We start from the raw sequence: 19,397 nt of genomic DNA on the forward strand, positions 1-19,397 counted from the left end.
TAAACAATAAACACCCATCTATAGTTTGTCAACTTTTGTTACTAACCACTCATTTTTATAAGGTTTTTCTGTCTAGAATTCGCACACAGATTGTGAATAAGTCAGATTCATTCGTAGATTTATACTCAAGGCGTACTATGAAGCACTACCAAAAACGTTTCGCACAACTCGTTACTTACCCATTGATTGACCACTTGTTATGCGCTAGATTACTTACAAATCAATATTAGGACCCAACCATGATCGTATCTGTCGACATTATTCCATTCAGGCTATCTGGCTGTGCCGATAAAGGACTGGAAGTGTTGTTGATTAAACGTTCAAATCCAAATCGGCCATACCATGGAGTCTGGGCACTACCGGGCGGATTTGTCTTTGATAAAGACTTAACCAGTGAAGGAGGACGCCCGGCCGATGAAAACTTTGAGGCGGCGCGCCGCCGAATTTGCCGCGAGAAAATCCATACTTACCCTCGTCACTTTAGTGAAGCTTTTATCGACGGCGATCCCAAGCGTGATCCAGAAGACTGGAGCTTAAACATTACGCACTACGCCTTGGTCGATCGTAACAATGTAGAGCAAATCAACAATGCAGGTGTACCAGAGTGCCAACTTAAATGGTTTTCGCTACAGTCTATACTCAATGGAGAAGAGACCCTCGCGTTTGACCATCAAAAAACCATTGAAAAAGCGTGGCAGAAGCTTCGTGCATCCATTGAATACACATCGGTTCTTTTGTTTGCATTAGACAAAGAGTTTTTGGTTGCCGACATCATTTCTGCTTATCAAGAGTTTGGTATTGATATTAGCCGAATGACGATTAAGCGCCGCTTGATAGATTCAGGCGTACTAAAACCCACCAATAAAGTCGCTTCTACCAACAAAGGTAAAGGTGGAAAACCCGCAATGGTATATACGCTGACCAGCGACGAAGTAACCTTTTTTCAAAACTGTTTGCGTGGATAAACGCAAGCAATCAGACAGACAAGGAGTCTGCCATGACTGTTCGAGTAAACTATCAAACTACAGCAGTGATCGACGTTGACCCAGAGAAAGGCTTTAGTGAGTTATGTCCAAATGAACTACCCGTTGCAGGTGCGTTGGAAATCGTACCGGAGCTTCTGAGTAATCATGCCAAAGGCCGATTAAAACTGGTGAGCCGTGACTTGCACCCACCGAAAGCAAAATGGGATGCAGAAACACCAGCCAACATGCTTGAACCCGTCGGTCTACCCAATGTGGATATAAAATGGAACCGCCATTGTGTGCTTGGCACAACAGGTTCAGAACTTTTAGACGGTTTACCACCTGTTTTGGACTATGATTTTCAAGTTAATAAAGGCATGGATCCTGATGCGCATCCTTACGGTATTTTCTTCCATGATATTGCCGATACTAAAACGACAGGCGCACATGAATTTCTAAAATTCAACGGGATTGATACCCTAGTGATCGGTGGTCTCGCGCTAGATTTTTGTGTGAAGAAATCCGTCATGCAAGCACTGGATCTTGGCTACAATGTGGTGGTCAACCTTGCTTCAACTCGCGCAGTGCTGCCTGATAATATTGAAAATGTGCTGACAGAGCTCAAGGATCAAGGCGCATTATTTGTCGAAAAAGCGGATGACATCATCGTAGAAAAATTCGCCTAGAGGCATGAAACAAATGGATAGGGATTTCACCATGCATCAACATGAAAAATTGAATTACGTTGAATTTGGTTCCACCAATATTAACGCTACAAAACAATTTTTTGAGCGTACCTTTGACTGGACCTTTATCGATTATGGTCCTGAATACTCTGCATTTTCAGGACAAGGGTTAGATGGCGGATTCTTCAAATCTGAGTTTGTAAACCAAACCGCAAATGGTGGCGCACTTTTAGTGTTTTATAGCTCAGATATTCAGGCCACGCAGATAAAAGTTGAGCAGCATGGTGGAAAAATTATCCGCCCTATTTTCGAATTTCCCGGCGGCTGCCGATTCCACTTCACCGAACCAAGTGGAAATGAATTCGCAGTATGGTCGGAGAGCCATTAGTACTTACCCCAACACCACTTCCACACCTAGCTTTTTGATTTGCTCAAGGTCGCTTTTCGGAGCGGCTTTGTCGGTTAACAACACCGATATTTCGTTGGTATTGCCAATTGAAGATGGATAAATCTGTCCAAATTTACTGGAGTCCGTCAGTACGATGTTACGTCTATTCTTTGCCAGAATGGCCTCTGCGATGTCGGCACGCATCATGTCTCGGCTAGTAAAACCAGTGTCTTGGTGAAATCCGTCGATACCCAAGAAAGCCGTGCTGAAGTGAATGTTCTCAATACAGAGTTTGGTGAGCGGGCCAACGAGACTCTCACCTTGATGCTGATACACACCACCAAGCAAGATGATGTTGGCAGAGGTGTTACGGATGAGATGGGCGATGTACGCCGATGGGGTAATGATGGTCACATCGCCGCGTTCAGCTAAAGTGCGAGCCAAGAGCGCATTAGCACTGCCGCCCTCGATCAATACGGTTTCGTTTGGTGATACCAAATCCGCCGCTTTATTTGCAAGTGATTGTTTAATGTCGAAACGGACTTCTAATCGGGTATCAATATCATCACTTTGCAATGCGGTAGCTGCGCCGTGTACGCGCTTTAGATAGCCCTGTTGCTCCAGAAAATTCAAATCCTGCCTGATGGTCACGCCCGACACGCCGATAATGTCAGAAAGCTCCGTGACTTGAACGCGTTTGCGGTCATTAACCAATTGCAGGATTTCATTTTGTCTTGGGTTCACAGGCTCGCTCCTTATAGATGAGCTTGCAGTATACGCCCGAATACTTTCATATGAAAGCAGCCTGTGAACGATAGAAATAAGCGAAGCTGCGTTACACCGTAAGCTCTAGACGGTTGCCATCCGGATCTAATACGCAGCTTTCGTAGTAACCATCACCCGTTTGTCTCGGACCGTCGATCCATTGGTAGCCATCATCCATTAAGGTTTTGGTTAATTGATCCACTGCTTGTTCTGATCCTAGGGCGAAGGCAAAGTGTGCCAACCCTGTTACCTGCATCGCATGAGATTTTTCACAAGCGGTCACACCTTCCATCGACATCAACTCCAGTCGTGCACCACTTTCAAACGAAAGAAAGTAAGATGAAAACTGTTTAGTTGGGTTGTGGTATTTGTCGTTAGACACCGCGTTAAAGTATTTCTCATAGAAGGCTTTAAGCTCTTCCAAACATTCAGTCCAAATCGCGATATGTTCAATTTTCATTAGGATTACCCCTAGCTCTTAACTGCGTTCAATCTAACGAGGAAAAGCAGCACAAAAAAGAGAGCAAATCACTTCTGAGTTGTTCCTGTTTTATGGTTGGAGTTGTGTTTGAATGAAAGTGATGCCCATAATGGCGCAAAGTTTTTTCAGGACAGAATGATGGAAGAAATTTACTTCGCAGGCGGCTGCCTTTGGGGTGTTCAAGAATTTATGCGCCACCTTCCGGGCGTAATTAGCACCGAAGCAGGACGAGCAAATGGCACAACGGATAACACTCAATCCGAATACGATGGCTACGCAGAATGCGTGAAAACCCAGTTCGACCCTAAGCAGGTTTCGGTTGAAACTTTAATGGGATATCTGTTTGAGATCATCGACCCGCACAGCGTTAACAAGCAAGGTGAAGACGTAGGTGAGAAGTACCGTACTGGTGTCTATAGCCAAAGCGAACAACACCTAGCGATTGCTAAAGCATTTATCGCAGCCAGACCAGATGCCGATAAAATCGCCGTAGAAGTGCTACCACTCACAAACTACGTGCCAAGTGATGATGAGCACCAAGACCGACTCACGCGCTTTCCAAATGACTACTGCCATATCCCGTTAGATTTGCTGCATAAATATAAAAATTAATGGCCAGCCTTTATCGCTGTTTCTATTATCTCAAACTAAGAGGCGCAACGCCTCTTTTTGCATCCTAACCAGGGCTTTGATCCTCCTCCAGTTCATTTTCATGTCTAGTTATTTATTTCAAAATAACTGGAATATAAATCACATAATAAATTTTATAATATTCCGCATTATTAATGACGGCTATCACACTTAAGATTGAGTGATACAAAAGTATAGTTATTGGTTTTTTTTTACTATTTCCGAAAACCACTTCATTAATTAAATTTGACTCATTACTTCAGTACCAATGAGTCACAAAATGATTACAGAACTAACAAACGTCAATTTAATTAAAGGCAACCTTCAAGCAAATAATAAAAAAGAAGTCTTTGAAGAGCTAGCACAAATGCTATTCGAAAATAATCGAATCAGCAGCAAAGAGGCTTTTTTAACCGACATCGAAGCACGTGAAGCATTAAGCGTGACTTCAATGGACGGCATCGCTTACCCACACGCAAAAAGCAAAGCGGTTACAGAGCCTGCAATCGCTGTTGGCGTAAAGCGCGAAGGCATCGAGTATGGCGACGAAGAGGGAGTCAAACCGACCGTATCCTTCATGATTGCTTCACCTGATAACGGTGCCGACCACCATATTTATGTTCTTCAAGAATTATTCGGAAAATTTAGCGAAGAGTTTATTGAAGATATTCATAACGCAAAAGACGAAAACCAAATACTAAATATTTTAATTAATTCATAAGGCGTGAAATTATGAGTACAATCACAGCTCAAGCTAGCAATAATAGCGATTTCAAAAAACTCCTAAGTACCATGAAAGGTCACCTTTTATTCGGTACTTCTCACATGCTGCCATTTATCGTTGCGGGTGGTGTACTACTGGCGCTGGCGGTAATGGCATCCGGTAAAGGTGCGGTTCCTGCGGACGGTTTATTGGCGGATATTTCTAATATCGGTATTAAAGGTCTGGTGCTGTTCCCAATTATTCTTGGTGGCTTCATTGGTTACTCAATTGCAGACAAACCGGCACTTGCTCCAGCGATGATCTCTTCTGGCATCATGGCTGACATGGGCGGCGGCTTCCTAGGTTGTATCGTCGCTGGTTTTATCGCTGGTGGTGTAGTTCTACAACTTAAGAAGATCCCTCTTTCTGCTAACATGACTGCGTTGGGCGCTTACTTTATCTACCCGCTTGTTGGTACGCTTATCTCTGCAGGTATCGTTCTTTGGGGTATCGGTGAGCCAATCAAGATCTTCATGGCTTCTATGAACGAATTCCTAGCTTCTATGGCTGGCGCTTCTAAAGTGGTTCTAGGTACGATTCTTGGTGGTATGACTGCATTCGATATGGGCGGTCCAATCAACAAAGTAGCAACGCTATTCGCTCAAACTCAAGTTGACACTCAACCATGGCTAATGGGTGGTGTTGGTATCGCAATCTGTACGCCTCCTCTAGGCATGGCACTAGCAACATTCTTATTCAAGAAGAAGTTCACTAAGCAAGAGCAAGAAGCAGGTAAAGCAGCAGCAATCATGGGCTCTATCGGTATCTCTGAAGGTGCTATCCCATTCGCAGCAAACGACCCTGTACGCGTTCTTCCTTCAATCGTTGCTGGTGGTATCGTTGGCTGTGTGTTCGGCTTCCTAACAGACGTTCTACTACACGCACCATGGGGCGGTCTAATCACAGCACCTGTATCAAGCAACATCCCAATGTACGTTGTGGGTATCGCACTAGGCTCACTAACAACAGCAGTTATCGTTGGCTTCTGGAAACCAGTTGCTGAAGAAGAAGCAGAAGACGAAATCGTAGAAGCAGCACCTGCACAAGCTCAAGCGGCTCCAGCAGCAGGCGAAGGCGAGTACGACATCGTAGCAGTAACATGTTGCCCATCTGGCGTAGCACACACATTCATGGCAGCGAAAGCACTAGAGAAAGCAGGTGCAGCAGCGGGTCTGAAGATCAAAGTAGAAACTCAAGGTCAAAACGGTATCCAGAACCGCATCACTGACCTAGATGTAGCAAACGCGAAGCTGGTTATTCTAGCTCACGATATCCAAGTAAAAGACGCTCACCGCTTTGCAAAAGCAAACGTTGTTGAGTGTTCAACGAAAGAAGCGATGCGTAACGCAGCGACTCTTGTGAAAGCTTAAACCTTAAGCTCCTCCCCCTAAGAGCCCTTCCCCCAAAGGGCTCTATTTCAAGTTTTTAAGTTTTAGTAATACCCCTGATTTTTTTAATTATACAACCCTACAATTTACAAGGCCTTAAAAATGAAATTCAAACCTTCCCTACTCGCTTGCGCAGTTCTCAGTGGTCTAGTCGGTCTGACTGGCTGTAACGACGACACAACCAACATTTATGAAGGCGGTGACACCAACCCTGCACTGCCGGATATTCCTGACGGCGGCAAGCCAGTATGTCCTCCAGTTGGCGATGGCGACTGTGATGACAAGCCAAACCCAGAAACACCTGAAGTCGACATGGGCGTTCACATCCCAGTAGATTTCGCCGATATGGACGTAACACGCTACGTCAACCCATTCATCGGTACAGGTAACCTAGGCAACACCTACCCTGGTGCAACCACACCACACGGCATGGTGCAGCTTTCTCCTAACAACGGCTCTAACGGCTGGGAATACATTTCAGGCTACTACTACCACGACGCACGTACTTCCGGTTTCTCTCATACCCACCTTTCCGGAGCAGGTGCTGGCGACTTGAACGACATTCTCGTCATGCCAATCAACTCACGTTCGGATTTCATGATTGATGAAGGTTCGGCAACGCTAAACCTAGAAGCGTCTCGCTTCCAACATCGTGACGAGCAAGCGACAGCAGGCTACTACAAAGTCGATCTATTGGATTACGACATCAAAGCAGAATTAACGGCATCTGATCGCGTTGGTGTACACCGCTACACCTTCCCTCGTGATGAGAAGTCAGAAATCATCGTGAATACTGGCTTCAAAATTAACTGGGACTACACCTCAGATTCTTACTTGAAATGGGACAAAGACAACAACCGTCTTGAAGGTCACCGTTTCTCTGATGGCTGGGCACCAAGCCAAAAAGAATTCTTCGTGATGGAATTCGACCAACCGATCAAAAACGTCCGCTTTGCTTACTACGATAAAGAGCAAGGTCGTTACATGGACGTGCCAGAAGGCATTACGGAAATCGGTAACGAAACACGCGGCAAGTACCAATACGCGCGCGCTTACGTTGAGTTCGATACATCCAAAGACGGCTTAACGGTTGAAGCGAAATTGGCACTATCAAACGTTGAGATTGGCGAGAACGGCAAGTCAGGTGCTTCTCTTAACATGACAGAAGTTGCGGGCATGAACTTCGACCAAGTACGCGAAGCGGCAACGAAGAAATGGGAAGACGAACTCGGCAAGATCCAAGTCTCTGGCGACGAAGATTACAAACAGACCTTCTACACCGCGATGTACCACTCGTACCTAGGTCAAACTATTCACTCTGACTTAGATGGTCGCTACCGCCAAGTGCACCAAGGTCGCAACGCCTACCCAGATGGCAACACACCTTGGGGCGATAAGATCGATACGCTGAAAGAGTCGATCCGCACAGCCGATGCTAACAAAGATGGCAAAGCAGACTTCACGCGCTACGACACTTTCTCGTTATGGGATACCTACCGCGCAGTTCAACCGCTGTCTTCGATTCTTGAGCCAGACCGCCTAGCAGACGTGGTGCTGTCTATGTTGTCTTACGCCGAAGAAGAATGGGTGGATGACAAAGGCAACGTGCGCAAAGGTCGTCTGCCTGAGTGGACATTCAAAGGCAACGAAACGGGCATGATGATGGGCATGCACTCAACGCCTGTGATTCATGATGTGTTGTCGAAAGGCTCACTAGAAAAACGCATGATCGATCTTGGCTTCACAGAAGCAGAGCGCAAAGACGTTAAAGAACGTTTAGTTGAAGCGATGATTACCGACGCGCGCGCCGCAACGAGCCAAGGCGTAGCATGGATCAAAGAGTACGAAGAACAAGGTTACGTGCCAGCGCAATTGCACGACACTCCACCAGATTCTTACGGCGGTCACTCACCATTTAAAGACTCTTGGACAGCATCTTACTCGCTTGAATATTCAATGAACGACTGGGCAATCGCACAATCGATCAAGGAAGTCTTCGGTGAAGAAGATCCACGCTACACCGAGTTCGCTAACCGTTCTAAAAACTGGCAAGCGCAATTCGACTTCGGCGGTAAGCAATACCAAGGTTGGTTCAAAGCCCGTGACTACGATGGCGAGTTTATCGATGCAGGGTGGGTAGACCCAATCACCGGTCGCGCGGTTGGTAAAGACTGGCGTCCAGACATGTTCAACTGGTCATTCTCTGAATCGAACGGCTGGCAATACTCGTTCAGTGTTCAGCACGACATTCATGGCTTGATTGACCTGATGACACGCTTCGATAAGACACAAAACCCTGAAGCAGAACGCGGTGACTTGTTCGCAGCGCGCTTGGATGAGTACTGGTCAACCTACCCAGACCGCAACGCAGGCGACAACCAATTCCCAGTGTTCAACACAGGTAACGTTGGTCAGCACGTACAAGGTAACGAACCAGATATCCACGTTCCTTACTTGTACAACTACGTCGGTCAACCTTGGAAAGGTCAGGCAGCCATCGCCGCAGCAACCAACATTTGCTACAAGAACACCGCTGACGGCATTTGTGGTAACGACGACTTCGGTACGCTCTCTGCGTGGTTCGTGTTCCGTGCACTTGGCTTCTACCCAGTGAATGCTTCTTCTGGCATCTACGAAATCGGTACTCCGCTGTTTGAAAGCGCGTCTATCGATGTCGGCAACAACCAGAAGTTCACCGTTACCGCGAAGAACGTTAGCCGCGAAAACATCTTCATTCAATCGGCTCGCTACAACGGCAAAGACTTCAACCGCACTTACCTGACTCATGACGAAATCATGTACGGCGGTGAGCTGGAGTTCGTGATGGGCGACAAACCAAATCAACGTTGGGGCTCTTTAGAGCAAGATCTTCCACCAGCACAAGGCATCGGTGAGTTCTTGCATGAAGACGAGATGCCAGCAGGTTCTCGTTAATCCCAATAGTGACAACTCAGCCGGGGGAGCGCATCTCCCGGCTATCCCTACAAGCAAATTTTATAAGCAGTCTCTTATAAACACTTTTTTATATACGAATAACGACAAAACGGTATGCACATGTTTAAACGTAATCTTATCTCTTTGGCTATCCTGGTTGGTCTGACGGGTGGCTTGGCTGGCTGTAACAGCGACAACGATTCTTCCTCTTCACTGCCGGGTGATCCAATTGTTGATCTTGCGGTATTGAAATACGTCGATCCTATGATCGGCACAGCAGCTTCTGGTCATACATTCCCGGGCGCGACGGTACCGGCAGGTATGGTTCAACTGTCTCCAGATACTTTCATCGGTTCTAACACAGACCATGAATCTGGGCTTAACCCTTGGCACTCGGCATCTGGCTACTGGGATTCATCCAACTACGAAACTGGCGAAGTAGTTAACACTGACGTTCCGCTGTACGGCTTCTCCCATACTCACCTTTCAGGTACAGGCGCAACGGACTTAGGCGACATCTTGGTTCTGCCATACGCAGACATGGCGAACACACAGCTGAACTCTTTCGACAAAGCCAATGAAGAAGCAAGCGCAGGCTACTACAAAACCAAGCTAAACCAAGGTCAAATCGAAGTAGAACTGAGCGCCACCAAACGCGTTGGTTTGCACAAATACACCTTTGCTGATGGCGCAGACCGCAACGTGAAGTTCGATTTGGGGCATACCCTAATGAACAACAACGGCAAATCTTTGAAGAACAAAGTAGAAGTGGTGGACGAATACACCATTCGCGGTCGTAAAACCTCAACTGGCTGGTTCCAAGGGCAAGATCACCAAGGTCAAGACATCTTCTTCTACGCGAAATTCAACCAACCAATCGCCAAAGCACTGTTAGGCGAACAAGACCTAGAACCAACGCGCGAAATGCGCAATGGCGCGGTTTACTCTGGCGATAATCTGACCGCTTACCTAAACTTCGGCACAGGCGAAGAGCCAATTGAAATCCGCGTCGGTATCTCTCCAGTTAACTGGCAAGGCGCACAGAAAAACTTAGAAGCGGAAGCACCAAGTTTCGACCTAGCAAAAGTAAAAGAAGACGCGGAATACGCGTGGGCTGAGAAGCTAGCGAAAATCAAAGTAGAAGGCGGCACAGACGCAGAGAAAACCAACTTCTACACTGGCATGTACCACATGATGATCGCACCAATCGAGTTCTACGATGTGGATGGTCAATACGTGGATATGCTTGGCACAGTGCGCACACTGAAAGATGGCGACACACCAAACTACTCGATTTACTCAACGTGGGATACGTTCCGCGCGGTTCACCCAATGTGGACCATCATCGACCCAGATCAAGCAACGCTATACGTGAAAGACTTGATTCGTAAATCCAACGACGAGTTTGGTCTATTGCCGAAATGGGAAGGTCACGGCTCAGAAACTGGCACCATGATCGGCTACCCATCGGCAGCAATTCTAGGCGATGCGGTGACCAAAGGCTTGATTGATGCAGAGCAGGCTTACACGGCGTCAGTAAAATCAGCACGTTACACACCGCATGAATACCCACAGATTCATGACGACATCCTAAGCTCACTTATGGCAGGTCAGTTGAACTACCACGAGAAAGAACAGTGTGTTCGTTACCCGAACTGGAACTCAGTGTCGTACTCGTTGGAATTCTCCTTCTACGATTGGACGATCGCAGAAATGGCAAAAGCTGCCGGCGATATGGACGCGTATGAAGAGTTCAAAGCTCGTTCTTACAACTCTTTGAAACACTGGGATGCAGAAGCAGGTAACGCAGACGGCACGGGCTTCTTTGTACCGACAGAACTGAAAGAAGGCGACCCATGTGCGCTGAAATACGCTTCAACTGACTTCGACCCTTACAAGTCTGACGCGTTCTACTACACAGAAGGTAACGCGTGGCAGTGGCAATGGGCGTTCATGCAAGACTTAGACAAGCTGACTGAAATCATGGGCGGCACGCAAGGTCTGAACGACAAGCTGAACAACCTATTTACTGCCGATCCAAATGGCGGCGAAGCGCACCAAGACATGACAGGCTACATCGGTCAGTACATTCACGGTAACGAACCTTCGCACCACGTCATCTACTTGTACAACCGTACAGAAGAGTCTTACAAGGCGCAGGAATACCTAGACCAAGTTTACGACCAGTTCTACAAACCGACGCCAGACGGCATCATCGGTAACGAAGACGTAGGTCAAATGTCGGCGTGGTACTTGATGTCAGCACTGGGCTTCTACCAAATCTCGCCAACCGATCCAACCTACAGCATCGGTCGTCCAATCTTCGACAAAGCGACGGTAGACATTGGCTCTGGCACCTTCACGGTAACGGCTGAGAACAACGGTCCAGACAACATGTACATCAAAGAAGTGACCATCAACGGTAAGCCTCTGGATGTGTACAACACCTTCCAGCACAGCGAATTCAAAGCAGGCGGCGAGCTGCACTTCGTGATGACGGCTGACAAGTCTGAAGCAATGCAAGCCAACCTAGGCGAATAATGATTTTGAGGGGACCTCGTGTCCCCTTTTCTCGTGGAATAAAAACAATGAAACTAAAAAGAACCCTACTCTCTACCGCAGTGTTAACCGCCATGCTTGGTCTTGCTGGTTGTGGCAGCGACTCTGATCCAGAAACTCCAGTTATCTCTACCCCTACTTTGGAATTCGTTGATACCTTGATCGGCACAAAAGGTCTTGGCAACGTCAACCCATCTCCAGTCATGCCAGAAGGTATGATTCAACCGTCACCAGATAACTTCGATCCAAACGGTTGGAATGGCAAAGGCTCACCTGTCGAATACGATCCTGTGCACAGCCTGCTTTCTGGCTTCTCAATGACTCACATTTCCGGCGCAGGTAAAGGCGATCTAAACGACTTCGCCTTCTTGCCATACACAGGCTTCAATACCGATGCCGTAACCATGGATAAAAGCTCGGAAGTGGCAGAGGTTGGTTACTACTCGGTTGACCTTGTAGAAACTGGTGTAAAAGCTGAGCTTTCGGCAACCGACCGCGTGGCTTTCCAGCGTTACACCTTTAAGCCGGGTGAAGACCGCAAAGTGCGTATCGACCTGCAACACGAACTGTTAGAGCAATACGGCAACCACTCTCGCAGCATCTACTACAAACGCGTTAACGACACCACAGTCGTAGGCGCGCGTACCTCAAACGAATGGGGTCAATGGCAAACCGTGTTCTTCGCGGCAGAATTCTCTGATCCAATCATTGAAGAGAACCTGTACACCAAACTGGCTTCTGAAAACAAACTCACCCCAACTGACGCTACCGAAGTCGGCTTGGAAGATTACCGCGGCTACGCAGAGCACAAACCAATGCCGGGCGAACCAGAACCTGACCCAGAACGTTTGGCAAAACGCGCAAACGATGTCCTGACGCATTTGAACTTTGGTAAGAGCGATGAGTCATTGGTGGTCAAAGTAGCGATTTCTGGCACTGGCGTTGACGGCGCACTGAAAAACCTAGAAGCAGACACTAACGGTTGGGACTTCGACAATGTCGTACAACAAAACCGCTTGGCTTGGGAAAACATCCTTGGCGAGTTTGAACTGGAAGGCGGCAACAAAGCTGATAAGACCATGTTCTACACCTCGCTCTACCGTACGTTCGTTGCTCCATTCCTATACCAAGATGTGGATGGCAAATACCGTGGCATGGATGGCAAAGTGCACCAAGCAGAAGATGGCTTAGTGAACTACTCAGTGTACTCAATGTGGGATACCTTCCGCGCCGCACACCCACTGAAAACCATCATCGATAAAGACCGCGCGATTGAACACGCACGCGATCTATTGAACAAATACCAAACGGGTGGCGTGCTACCAAAATGGGAACTGCACTCGGATTACACTGGTGAAATGGTCGGTCATCCTGCAGTCTCAGTTATCGCCGATATCATGGTCAAACACCCAGAAGCCTTTACCGCAGCTGAGTTTGATTTGGCGTTGAAAGCCGCTGACGAAACGGTCAACTTTAACCTTGATAAAACTGAAAGCTGGGTGCCTTACCAAGATGCTTGGAACGGCGACAAACGCTTCACAGTAATGACGCGTCATAACGACTACCAAGAAGACGTCGGCTTTATTCCAGCCAACACTAAATGGGCGCCGGACTCTGGCGAAAAACCGGGTTACGTGGAAGGCTTGAAAGTCGATAAATACGACGAGCTCGTGAACGAATCGGTGTCTTACGGTCTTGAGAATGCTTACTACGACTGGTGTATCGCTCAGATCGCTAAACTTGCGGGCAACGACCAGCAGTACGACCGCTACATGGCTCGTTCTGAATCGTTCAAGAACTACTTCGATTACAACCCAGAGCAATACGGCAAACTGCAAGACACCAAAGGCAACGCATTGGGTGCAACGGGCTTTATGCGTCCGGCATACATGAATAGCGGCAGCAAGGTTTGGGCAAACAACCTGAAAGCCGAATGTTTGGACGAGAACATGGCACTGTCTATCCCAGACGGTATGGACTACAACGCCTGTAAAGACCGTAAAGCACTCAACGAAAGCGACGTGTTCTGGCCTTACCGCGCCGAGCACCGAGGCGAAGACTTTACTGAAGGCAACACATGGCAATGGACATGGTTTGCACCGCACAACTTGAACGGTCTGGCTAACGTGATGGGTGGAGAGCACATCGACCGCACCGACTTCTCTCTTCCTGAAGACGTAACCGAACAAGGCAAAGCGGCATTCCTCGCTAACTTGAATGCACTGTTTAATGCGGACTCCAACGCCGATACAAGCCAATCACACGATATGTCCGGCTACATCGGTCAGTTCGTGATGGGTAACGAGCCTGATCACCACGTGCCTTACCTATACAACTGGACGGCAGAGCCTTGGAAGACACAAGAAATCGTCGATCAGGCGATGAACGAGTTCTACCACCCAACGCATGAAGGCCTGATTGGTAACGAAGACGTCGGTCAGATGTCGGCGTGGTATGTGATGTCTGCATTGGGCTTCTACCAAGTCACACCGGGCGAAGCAAGTTACACCATCGGTCGTCCTCTGTTCGACAAAGCCGTGATTCCAGTCGCGGACGGTAAATTCACCATCACCTCAGAAAACAACAGCCAAGAGAGCATCTACGTGAAGTCGGTGACAATCAATGGCAAACAATTGAGTGACAACTTCAGCTTCGCGCACAGCGATTTGAAAGACGGTGGTGAACTGCATTTCGTTATGACTTCAGACAAATCTGAAGCGATGAAAGCGCAGTAACCGATACCTATCCAAATAACGAAAGGGGGCGTCTAGCCCCCTAAAAAACTTCACTTCAGTGGAACCATAAAAATGAAACTAAAAAGAACCCTTATCTCTACCGCTATACTCGCTGCCATGTTTGGTCTTGCTGGTTGTAACAGTGATGACGACAACAGCAAATCTGGAACACCATCCCTCGACACCACGCTAACCCAATACGTCAACCCATTGATTGGTACGGGCGCAGACGGTCACACCTTCCCAGGGGCGGTTGTGCCTTACGGTTTAGTACAACTATCTCCTGATACCGAAATGGAAGGTTGGGGCTCTGCCGCAGGTTACTTCGACCACGGCAAGCTGACTGAAATCCCGGTGTATGGCTTCTCCCACACTCACCTTTCTGGCACAGGCATTACCGACCTTGGTGATATCTTAGTTCTGCCTTTCACCAAGAAAGAAAACGCCGTTTTCAATACCTTCGATAAAGACAACGAAACAGCAGAAGCAGGCTACTACGCGGTTGAACTGAACAAAGGCGAAATCAAAGCCGAGCTAACTACCACGCAACGTGTTGGTTTCCACCGCTACACCTTCAAAGAAGGCACGACGCCACACATCAAGTTCGATTTAGACCACACCCTCAACAAAGGTCACTTCAACAACCGCACCATGAAGGGTGATTTAGAGTTCATCGACGCTTACACCATCCGCGGTTTACGTAGCTCAAACGGATGGGCGAACAACCAACACGTTTACTTCTACGCCACTTTCAATCAACCTATCGTCAAAGCCATCGCTTTGGTTGACGGCGCAGAAACCGAAATCGATGTAAACAACGACAACATCGACGCAGTGAAAACCATCGCGTACCTAGAATTCGCACCATCATCAACACCGCTAGAAATCCAAGTAGGCTTGTCACCAACAGGCACAGAAGGTGCGGAGAAGAACTTAGAAGCAGAAGCGAAAGGTGTGTCATTTGATACTGCGCGCGCTCAAGCCAACGACGCATGGCACCAAGAGCTTAGCCGAATGATGGTATCTGGCGGCACGGAAGATCAAAAAGAGATCTTCTACACCGCGCTTTACCACGCTTCTATCGCGCCAATGATTTTCCAAGATGTCGACGGTCAATACCCAGCGATGCGTACTCGCATTCAAAAAGACGCGGGCGACACACCAAACTACTCTGTGTACTCCATGTGGGATACTTTCCGTGCAGCGCACCCACTGAAAACCATCATCGACCCAGAACGTGCCGAAGAGTTTGCCAACGACCTGATTCGTAAATACGAAGACGGTGGCATCTTGCCGAAATGGGAACTGCACAGCCACTACACGGGCACTATGATCGGCTTCCCTGCGGTCTCAATCATTGCTGACGCGATGGCGAAAGGCTTAGACATCGACCCAAAACTGGCTAAAGAAGCGGCTGAGTTTACGGTGCGTTACCACGAGGCGTCTGAATTCCCAGATTGGACGGAAGACAACAACATCGGCGCAGCAAACGTTGTGCAAGTGAAGGTGTACGAAGAAAACGGCTTTGTTCACCACGGTTACTGGAACAGTGCGTCTTACACGCTTGAGTTTGCATATGGCGACTGGGCAATGGCAGAAATCGCGCGCATGGCTGGCGATGTAAAACTGCAAGAAGAGTTTATGACTCGTGCTGACAACTGGCTTAACCATTGGGATGCAGAGACAGGCTTCTTACGTCCGAAAAACCACCCGCTTAGTTCATCACCAAACAAACCGCCTTTGGAGTTCAACCAACCAATTGATGAAGATCGTTTGGATGAGTGTGAAATGGTTGAGTGGCCTGAAGGCTCAGGTGTGATGAAAGAGAAATGCCCGCTGCTACCATTCGACCCTTACTACGTGGACGAGTTTGCCTACACCGAAGGGAACGCGTGGCAATGGAAGTTCCAACCAATGCACGATTTCAACCGTCTGAAACAAGAAATCTACCAAGCAGACTTGGCTCAAGGCAAAGACACCACGCCAGAGAAAGCCTTCCGTGAAGACTTGGACGAGCTATTCAATGCGCGTTCTTCAAACACAGGTGAAGAGCTGCCAGACCTAACGGGTTACATCGGTCAGTACATGCACGGTAACGAGCCATCACACCACATTCCTTACCTATACGCGCTAACGGATGAGCCATGGAAAGCGCAAGAGTACCTAGACCGCATCATGTCAGAGATGTACACCAGCGAACCAACTGGTTTGATTGGTAACGAAGACGTAGGTCAGATGAGCTCTTGGTACTTGATGTCGGCAATGGGCTTCTACCAAGTGACGCCTGCAGATCCGGTCTACACCATCGGTCGCCCTATGTTTGATGAAATCACCATTCCAGTGGAAGGCGGCGAGTTCAACGTCATTGCAGACAACAACAGCCCACACAACAAGTACGTGAAGTCCGTAACCATCAACGGCAAACCGCTGGATGCCAACTTCACCTTCAAACACAGCGAAATCAAAGCGGGCGGCGAGCTTCACTTCGTCATGACGGGTGACAAGCAAGAAGCGCTTCAAGCTCAGTAACGTTTTCTGTAATTCGTGTTTAAAGAATAAGCAGATAGATTAACTCAGTGGCAGGAAGTGACGCGCTTCCTGCCTAAGGAATCAAGATTATGAACTTTACGAAAACCGCTATCGCCACCGCAGTGATTGCAAGTGTTATTGGTTTGGCTGGCTGCAACGATGACGACGATAACACCTCACCAAGCGTCGACACTTCCAACCTAAAATACGTCGACCCATTCATTGGTACCGGCTTTAACGGACACACCTTTCCGGGTCCTGTTGTGCCAGAAGGCATGGTGCAACTTTCTCCAGATACCGAGCTGATCGGCTGGCACTCTTCATCAGGTTACCACTTCGATAAAAAGACCCTATTTGGCTTCTCCCACACTCACCTATCCGGCACGGGGATGGGCGGCTTAGGTGACATTCTGTTCCTGCCATTTACCGAAGACAAAGCCAAGTACATCGAAGACAGCGACGACTACCGCGAAGCGATTTCGGTCAAGATGGACAAAACCTCAGAAGTGGCAGAAGCGGGTTACTACTCTGTGAAGATTGCAGAGAACGGTATCAAAGCTGAGCTTACGGCGTCTGAACGTGTCGGCTTCCATCGTTACACCTACCCGCAAGGTCAACCACAACGATTGAAGATTGACCTCAACTCCATACTTAACAGTGACTGGGGTTCGACCTCTCTGCGCAACAAACTGACGGTGAGCGAAGACGGTCATACCATCACGGGCGAGCGCGACGCAGCGCACTTCTCTGGTTGGGCTAAAAACCAAAAAATCTTCTTCTATGCGACTTTTGATAAGAAGATCAAAGACGTCTACATCCTTGCCAACGGCGAACCTGTTAACGGCCTAACGGCAGAGCACGTTTCTGAATTGATTTACGATGACCAAGGTAATCCAGTTAAGCGTGTCAAAGCGGACGTCACTGCCTACATCGAATTTGAAGATGAAGGCTCACAAGAGTTGAATGCGCAAGTGGCGTTGTCTGCGGTTGATCCACAAGGCGCAGAAAACAACTACGATGCCGAAGCGAATGTCTCTTTCGATACTGCGCGCAACAACGCACGTGAGAAATGGGCAAAAGCACTCAACTTCTCTATCGAAGGTGGCACAGAAGATCAGAAAGAGATCTTCTACACCGCGCTTTACCACACCAAGATTGCGCCTATGGTGCATCAAGACGTGGATGGTCGATTCCGTGGCATGGGCAAAGGCTCAATTCGTGAAGGCGAAGGGGAATACTCCATCGCTTACGGTCAAGCAACGGAAGAACAGCCAAACTTCTCGGTTTACTCTCTATGGGATACCCAACGTGCATTACACCCACTAAAAACTATCACGGAACCAACCCGTGCGGTGCAGTACGCGAAGAACCTAGTTCAGAAGTACACTGAAAGCGGCTTGCTACCGAAGTGGGAACACTTAGGTGACGAAACAGGTACCATGGTTGGCTACCCAGCGGTCGCCGTGATTGCAGATGCGATGACCAAATTCCCAGAAGAGTTTACTCAGCAAGAGAAAGAGCTGGCACTGAAAGCAGCGATCGACTCTTCGACTTACGACAACTACCCAGCACTGCAAGCCGATTGGGATCAGGGCGTATTGGATCGCACTTTAACCAAGCACATCGATTACATTGAGAAAAACGGCTTCACGCCTGCCATCCAACGTGTCGATGGTGAGCCAGTCTTTGAAGACTACACGGTTGAGTCTGTTTCTTACGGTCTAGAAAACGCGTTCTACGATTGGGCTATCGCACAAATTGCCAAAGCAGCCGGTGATACTCAAGCGGAAGAGCAATACCTTGAACGCTCGAAAGGCTACAAAAAATACTTCGATTTCAACCCAACGGAATACGCAGAGCATGGTGTGACGGGCTTTATGCGCCCAGTGATGATTGATGAAACCTTCATGACGCCATTCGACCCATACGGCACAGAACACGAAACAGGCAACTACACCGAAGGTAACGCGTGGCAGTGGACTTGGTTTGTACCGCATGACATCGCGGGCTTAAAAACCATCATGGGTGGCGATGCTGAGTTCCAGAAAAACCTAGAAGCAACCTTCACCGCAGAGAGCCAAGGTACAGAAACACCAGATATGTCTGGTTTGATTGGTCAAGTTGCGTTTGGTAACGAGCCTTCACACCACATTCCTTACCTATTCAACTGGACCGCAGAACCATGGAAGACGCAACAAGTCGTCGACCACATTCTGGATGACATGTACTTTGCAGCGCCAGAGGGCGTCATTGGTAACGAAGACGTAGGCGCAATGTCTGCTTGGTATGTGATGTCTGCATTAGGCTTTTACCAAGTGAACGCGGCAGAACCTATCTACACTGTGGGTCGTCCGCTATTCGACAAAGCGGTGATTCCGGTGAAAGGCGGCACGTTCACCATCACCACGGAGAACAACGCCGATGACAACATGTACATCAAGTCTGTCACCATCAATGGCAAAGCTTTGGATAACGGTTTCTTCTTCGACCATTCCGAGTTCAAACCGGGTGGTGAGTTGCACTTCGTGATGACAGGCGATCAATCTAAAGCGATGAAAGCGCCTCAATAACCTT

Annotated in this window: 13 protein-coding genes; 11 read left to right on the forward strand and 2 right to left on the reverse strand. The window is 48.2% G+C overall.

Going from position 1 to position 19,397, the window contains the following annotated elements:
• The first annotated feature begins 239 nt into the window (after positions 1 to 239).
• Genes FKN16_RS02665 through FKN16_RS02675 form a run of 3 tightly spaced genes read left to right on the forward strand, consistent with a single transcriptional unit; the run spans position 240 to position 2,039 of the window.
• Positions 240 to 965, forward strand: a complete 726-nt coding sequence (locus FKN16_RS02665; protein ID WP_065646362.1) for an NUDIX domain-containing protein — start codon at positions 240 to 242, stop codon at positions 963 to 965.
• 32 nt (positions 966 to 997) lie between these two features.
• Positions 998 to 1,651, forward strand: a complete 654-nt coding sequence (locus FKN16_RS02670) for an isochorismatase family protein (protein ID WP_053808096.1) — start codon at positions 998 to 1,000, stop codon at positions 1,649 to 1,651.
• A 31-nt stretch (positions 1,652 to 1,682) separates the two neighbouring features.
• A complete protein-coding gene (locus tag FKN16_RS02675; RefSeq protein WP_048624733.1) occupies positions 1,683 to 2,039 on the forward strand; it encodes a VOC family protein in 357 nt (118 codons plus the stop codon).
• Positions 2,040 to 2,042: 3 nt separating this feature from the next.
• Here FKN16_RS02675 and FKN16_RS02680 read toward each other — a convergent pair whose 3' ends face one another.
• Complete coding sequence (locus FKN16_RS02680; RefSeq protein ID WP_053808097.1) at positions 2,043 to 2,783, reverse strand: DNA-binding transcriptional regulator YciT; 741 nt, start codon at positions 2,781 to 2,783, stop codon at positions 2,043 to 2,045.
• 91 nt (positions 2,784 to 2,874) lie between these two features.
• A complete protein-coding gene (locus FKN16_RS02685; RefSeq protein WP_164665402.1) occupies positions 2,875 to 3,264 on the reverse strand; it encodes a VOC family protein in 390 nt (129 codons plus the stop codon).
• Positions 3,265 to 3,423: 159 nt separating this feature from the next.
• Between FKN16_RS02685 and FKN16_RS02690 the strand changes: the two genes are divergently transcribed.
• The 8 genes from FKN16_RS02690 (at position 3,424) to FKN16_RS02725 (ending at position 19,393) form a co-directional block, all read left to right on the forward strand.
• The gene (locus tag FKN16_RS02690) at positions 3,424 to 3,897 is read left to right on the forward strand and encodes a peptide-methionine (S)-S-oxide reductase (RefSeq protein ID WP_164665857.1); all 474 of its coding nucleotides are present in this window, start codon (positions 3,424 to 3,426) and stop codon (positions 3,895 to 3,897) included.
• Positions 3,898 to 4,195: 298 nt separating this feature from the next.
• Positions 4,196 to 4,636 (forward strand): PTS sugar transporter subunit IIA, encoded by a 441-nt coding sequence (locus tag FKN16_RS02695; RefSeq protein WP_164665401.1) that lies wholly within the window; start codon positions 4,196 to 4,198, stop codon positions 4,634 to 4,636.
• 11 nt (positions 4,637 to 4,647) lie between these two features.
• Positions 4,648 to 6,048 (forward strand): fructose-specific PTS transporter subunit EIIC, encoded by a 1,401-nt coding sequence (locus FKN16_RS02700; RefSeq protein WP_152813424.1) that lies wholly within the window; start codon positions 4,648 to 4,650, stop codon positions 6,046 to 6,048.
• 120 nt (positions 6,049 to 6,168) lie between these two features.
• Positions 6,169 to 9,000 (forward strand): GH92 family glycosyl hydrolase, encoded by a 2,832-nt coding sequence (locus FKN16_RS02705; RefSeq protein WP_170901934.1) that lies wholly within the window; start codon positions 6,169 to 6,171, stop codon positions 8,998 to 9,000.
• A gap of 120 nt (positions 9,001 to 9,120) precedes the next feature.
• Positions 9,121 to 11,541, forward strand: a complete 2,421-nt coding sequence (locus FKN16_RS02710; RefSeq protein WP_170901935.1) for a GH92 family glycosyl hydrolase — start codon at positions 9,121 to 9,123, stop codon at positions 11,539 to 11,541.
• A gap of 47 nt (positions 11,542 to 11,588) precedes the next feature.
• Positions 11,589 to 14,294, forward strand: coding sequence for a GH92 family glycosyl hydrolase (locus tag FKN16_RS02715; RefSeq protein WP_170901936.1), 2,706 nt, complete (start codon positions 11,589 to 11,591; stop codon positions 14,292 to 14,294).
• Positions 14,295 to 14,366: 72 nt separating this feature from the next.
• Positions 14,367 to 16,823, forward strand: a complete 2,457-nt coding sequence (locus tag FKN16_RS02720) for a GH92 family glycosyl hydrolase (protein ID WP_170901937.1) — start codon at positions 14,367 to 14,369, stop codon at positions 16,821 to 16,823.
• Positions 16,824 to 16,912: 89 nt separating this feature from the next.
• The gene (locus FKN16_RS02725) at positions 16,913 to 19,393 is read left to right on the forward strand and encodes a GH92 family glycosyl hydrolase (protein WP_170901938.1); all 2,481 of its coding nucleotides are present in this window, start codon (positions 16,913 to 16,915) and stop codon (positions 19,391 to 19,393) included.
• Positions 19,394 to 19,397: the final 4 nt, after the last annotated feature.

The organism is Vibrio sp. 11-4(1) (assembly GCF_013048625.1).
Classification (GTDB): domain Bacteria; phylum Pseudomonadota; class Gammaproteobacteria; order Enterobacterales; family Vibrionaceae; genus Vibrio; species Vibrio diabolicus.

What these genes read in the sequence shown, in the direction of transcription:
- FKN16_RS02665 (WP_065646362.1), top strand. Translation starts at nt 240, where the DNA reads ATGATCGTATCTGTCGACATTATTCCATTCAGGCTATCTGGCTGTGCC.
- FKN16_RS02670 (WP_053808096.1), top strand. Translation starts at nt 998, where the DNA reads ATGACTGTTCGAGTAAACTATCAAACTACAGCAGTGATCGACGTTGAC.
- FKN16_RS02675 (WP_048624733.1), top strand. Translation starts at nt 1,683, where the DNA reads ATGCATCAACATGAAAAATTGAATTACGTTGAATTTGGTTCCACCAAT.
- FKN16_RS02685 (WP_164665402.1), bottom strand. Translation starts at nt 3,264, where the DNA reads ATGAAAATTGAACATATCGCGATTTGGACTGAATGTTTGGAAGAGCTT.
- FKN16_RS02690 (WP_164665857.1), top strand. Translation starts at nt 3,424, where the DNA reads ATGGAAGAAATTTACTTCGCAGGCGGCTGCCTTTGGGGTGTTCAAGAA.
- FKN16_RS02695 (WP_164665401.1), top strand. Translation starts at nt 4,196, where the DNA reads ATGATTACAGAACTAACAAACGTCAATTTAATTAAAGGCAACCTTCAA.
- FKN16_RS02700 (WP_152813424.1), top strand. Translation starts at nt 4,648, where the DNA reads ATGAGTACAATCACAGCTCAAGCTAGCAATAATAGCGATTTCAAAAAA.
- FKN16_RS02705 (WP_170901934.1), top strand. Translation starts at nt 6,169, where the DNA reads ATGAAATTCAAACCTTCCCTACTCGCTTGCGCAGTTCTCAGTGGTCTA.
- FKN16_RS02710 (WP_170901935.1), top strand. Translation starts at nt 9,121, where the DNA reads ATGTTTAAACGTAATCTTATCTCTTTGGCTATCCTGGTTGGTCTGACG.
- FKN16_RS02715 (WP_170901936.1), top strand. Translation starts at nt 11,589, where the DNA reads ATGAAACTAAAAAGAACCCTACTCTCTACCGCAGTGTTAACCGCCATG.
- FKN16_RS02720 (WP_170901937.1), top strand. Translation starts at nt 14,367, where the DNA reads ATGAAACTAAAAAGAACCCTTATCTCTACCGCTATACTCGCTGCCATG.
- FKN16_RS02725 (WP_170901938.1), top strand. Translation starts at nt 16,913, where the DNA reads ATGAACTTTACGAAAACCGCTATCGCCACCGCAGTGATTGCAAGTGTT.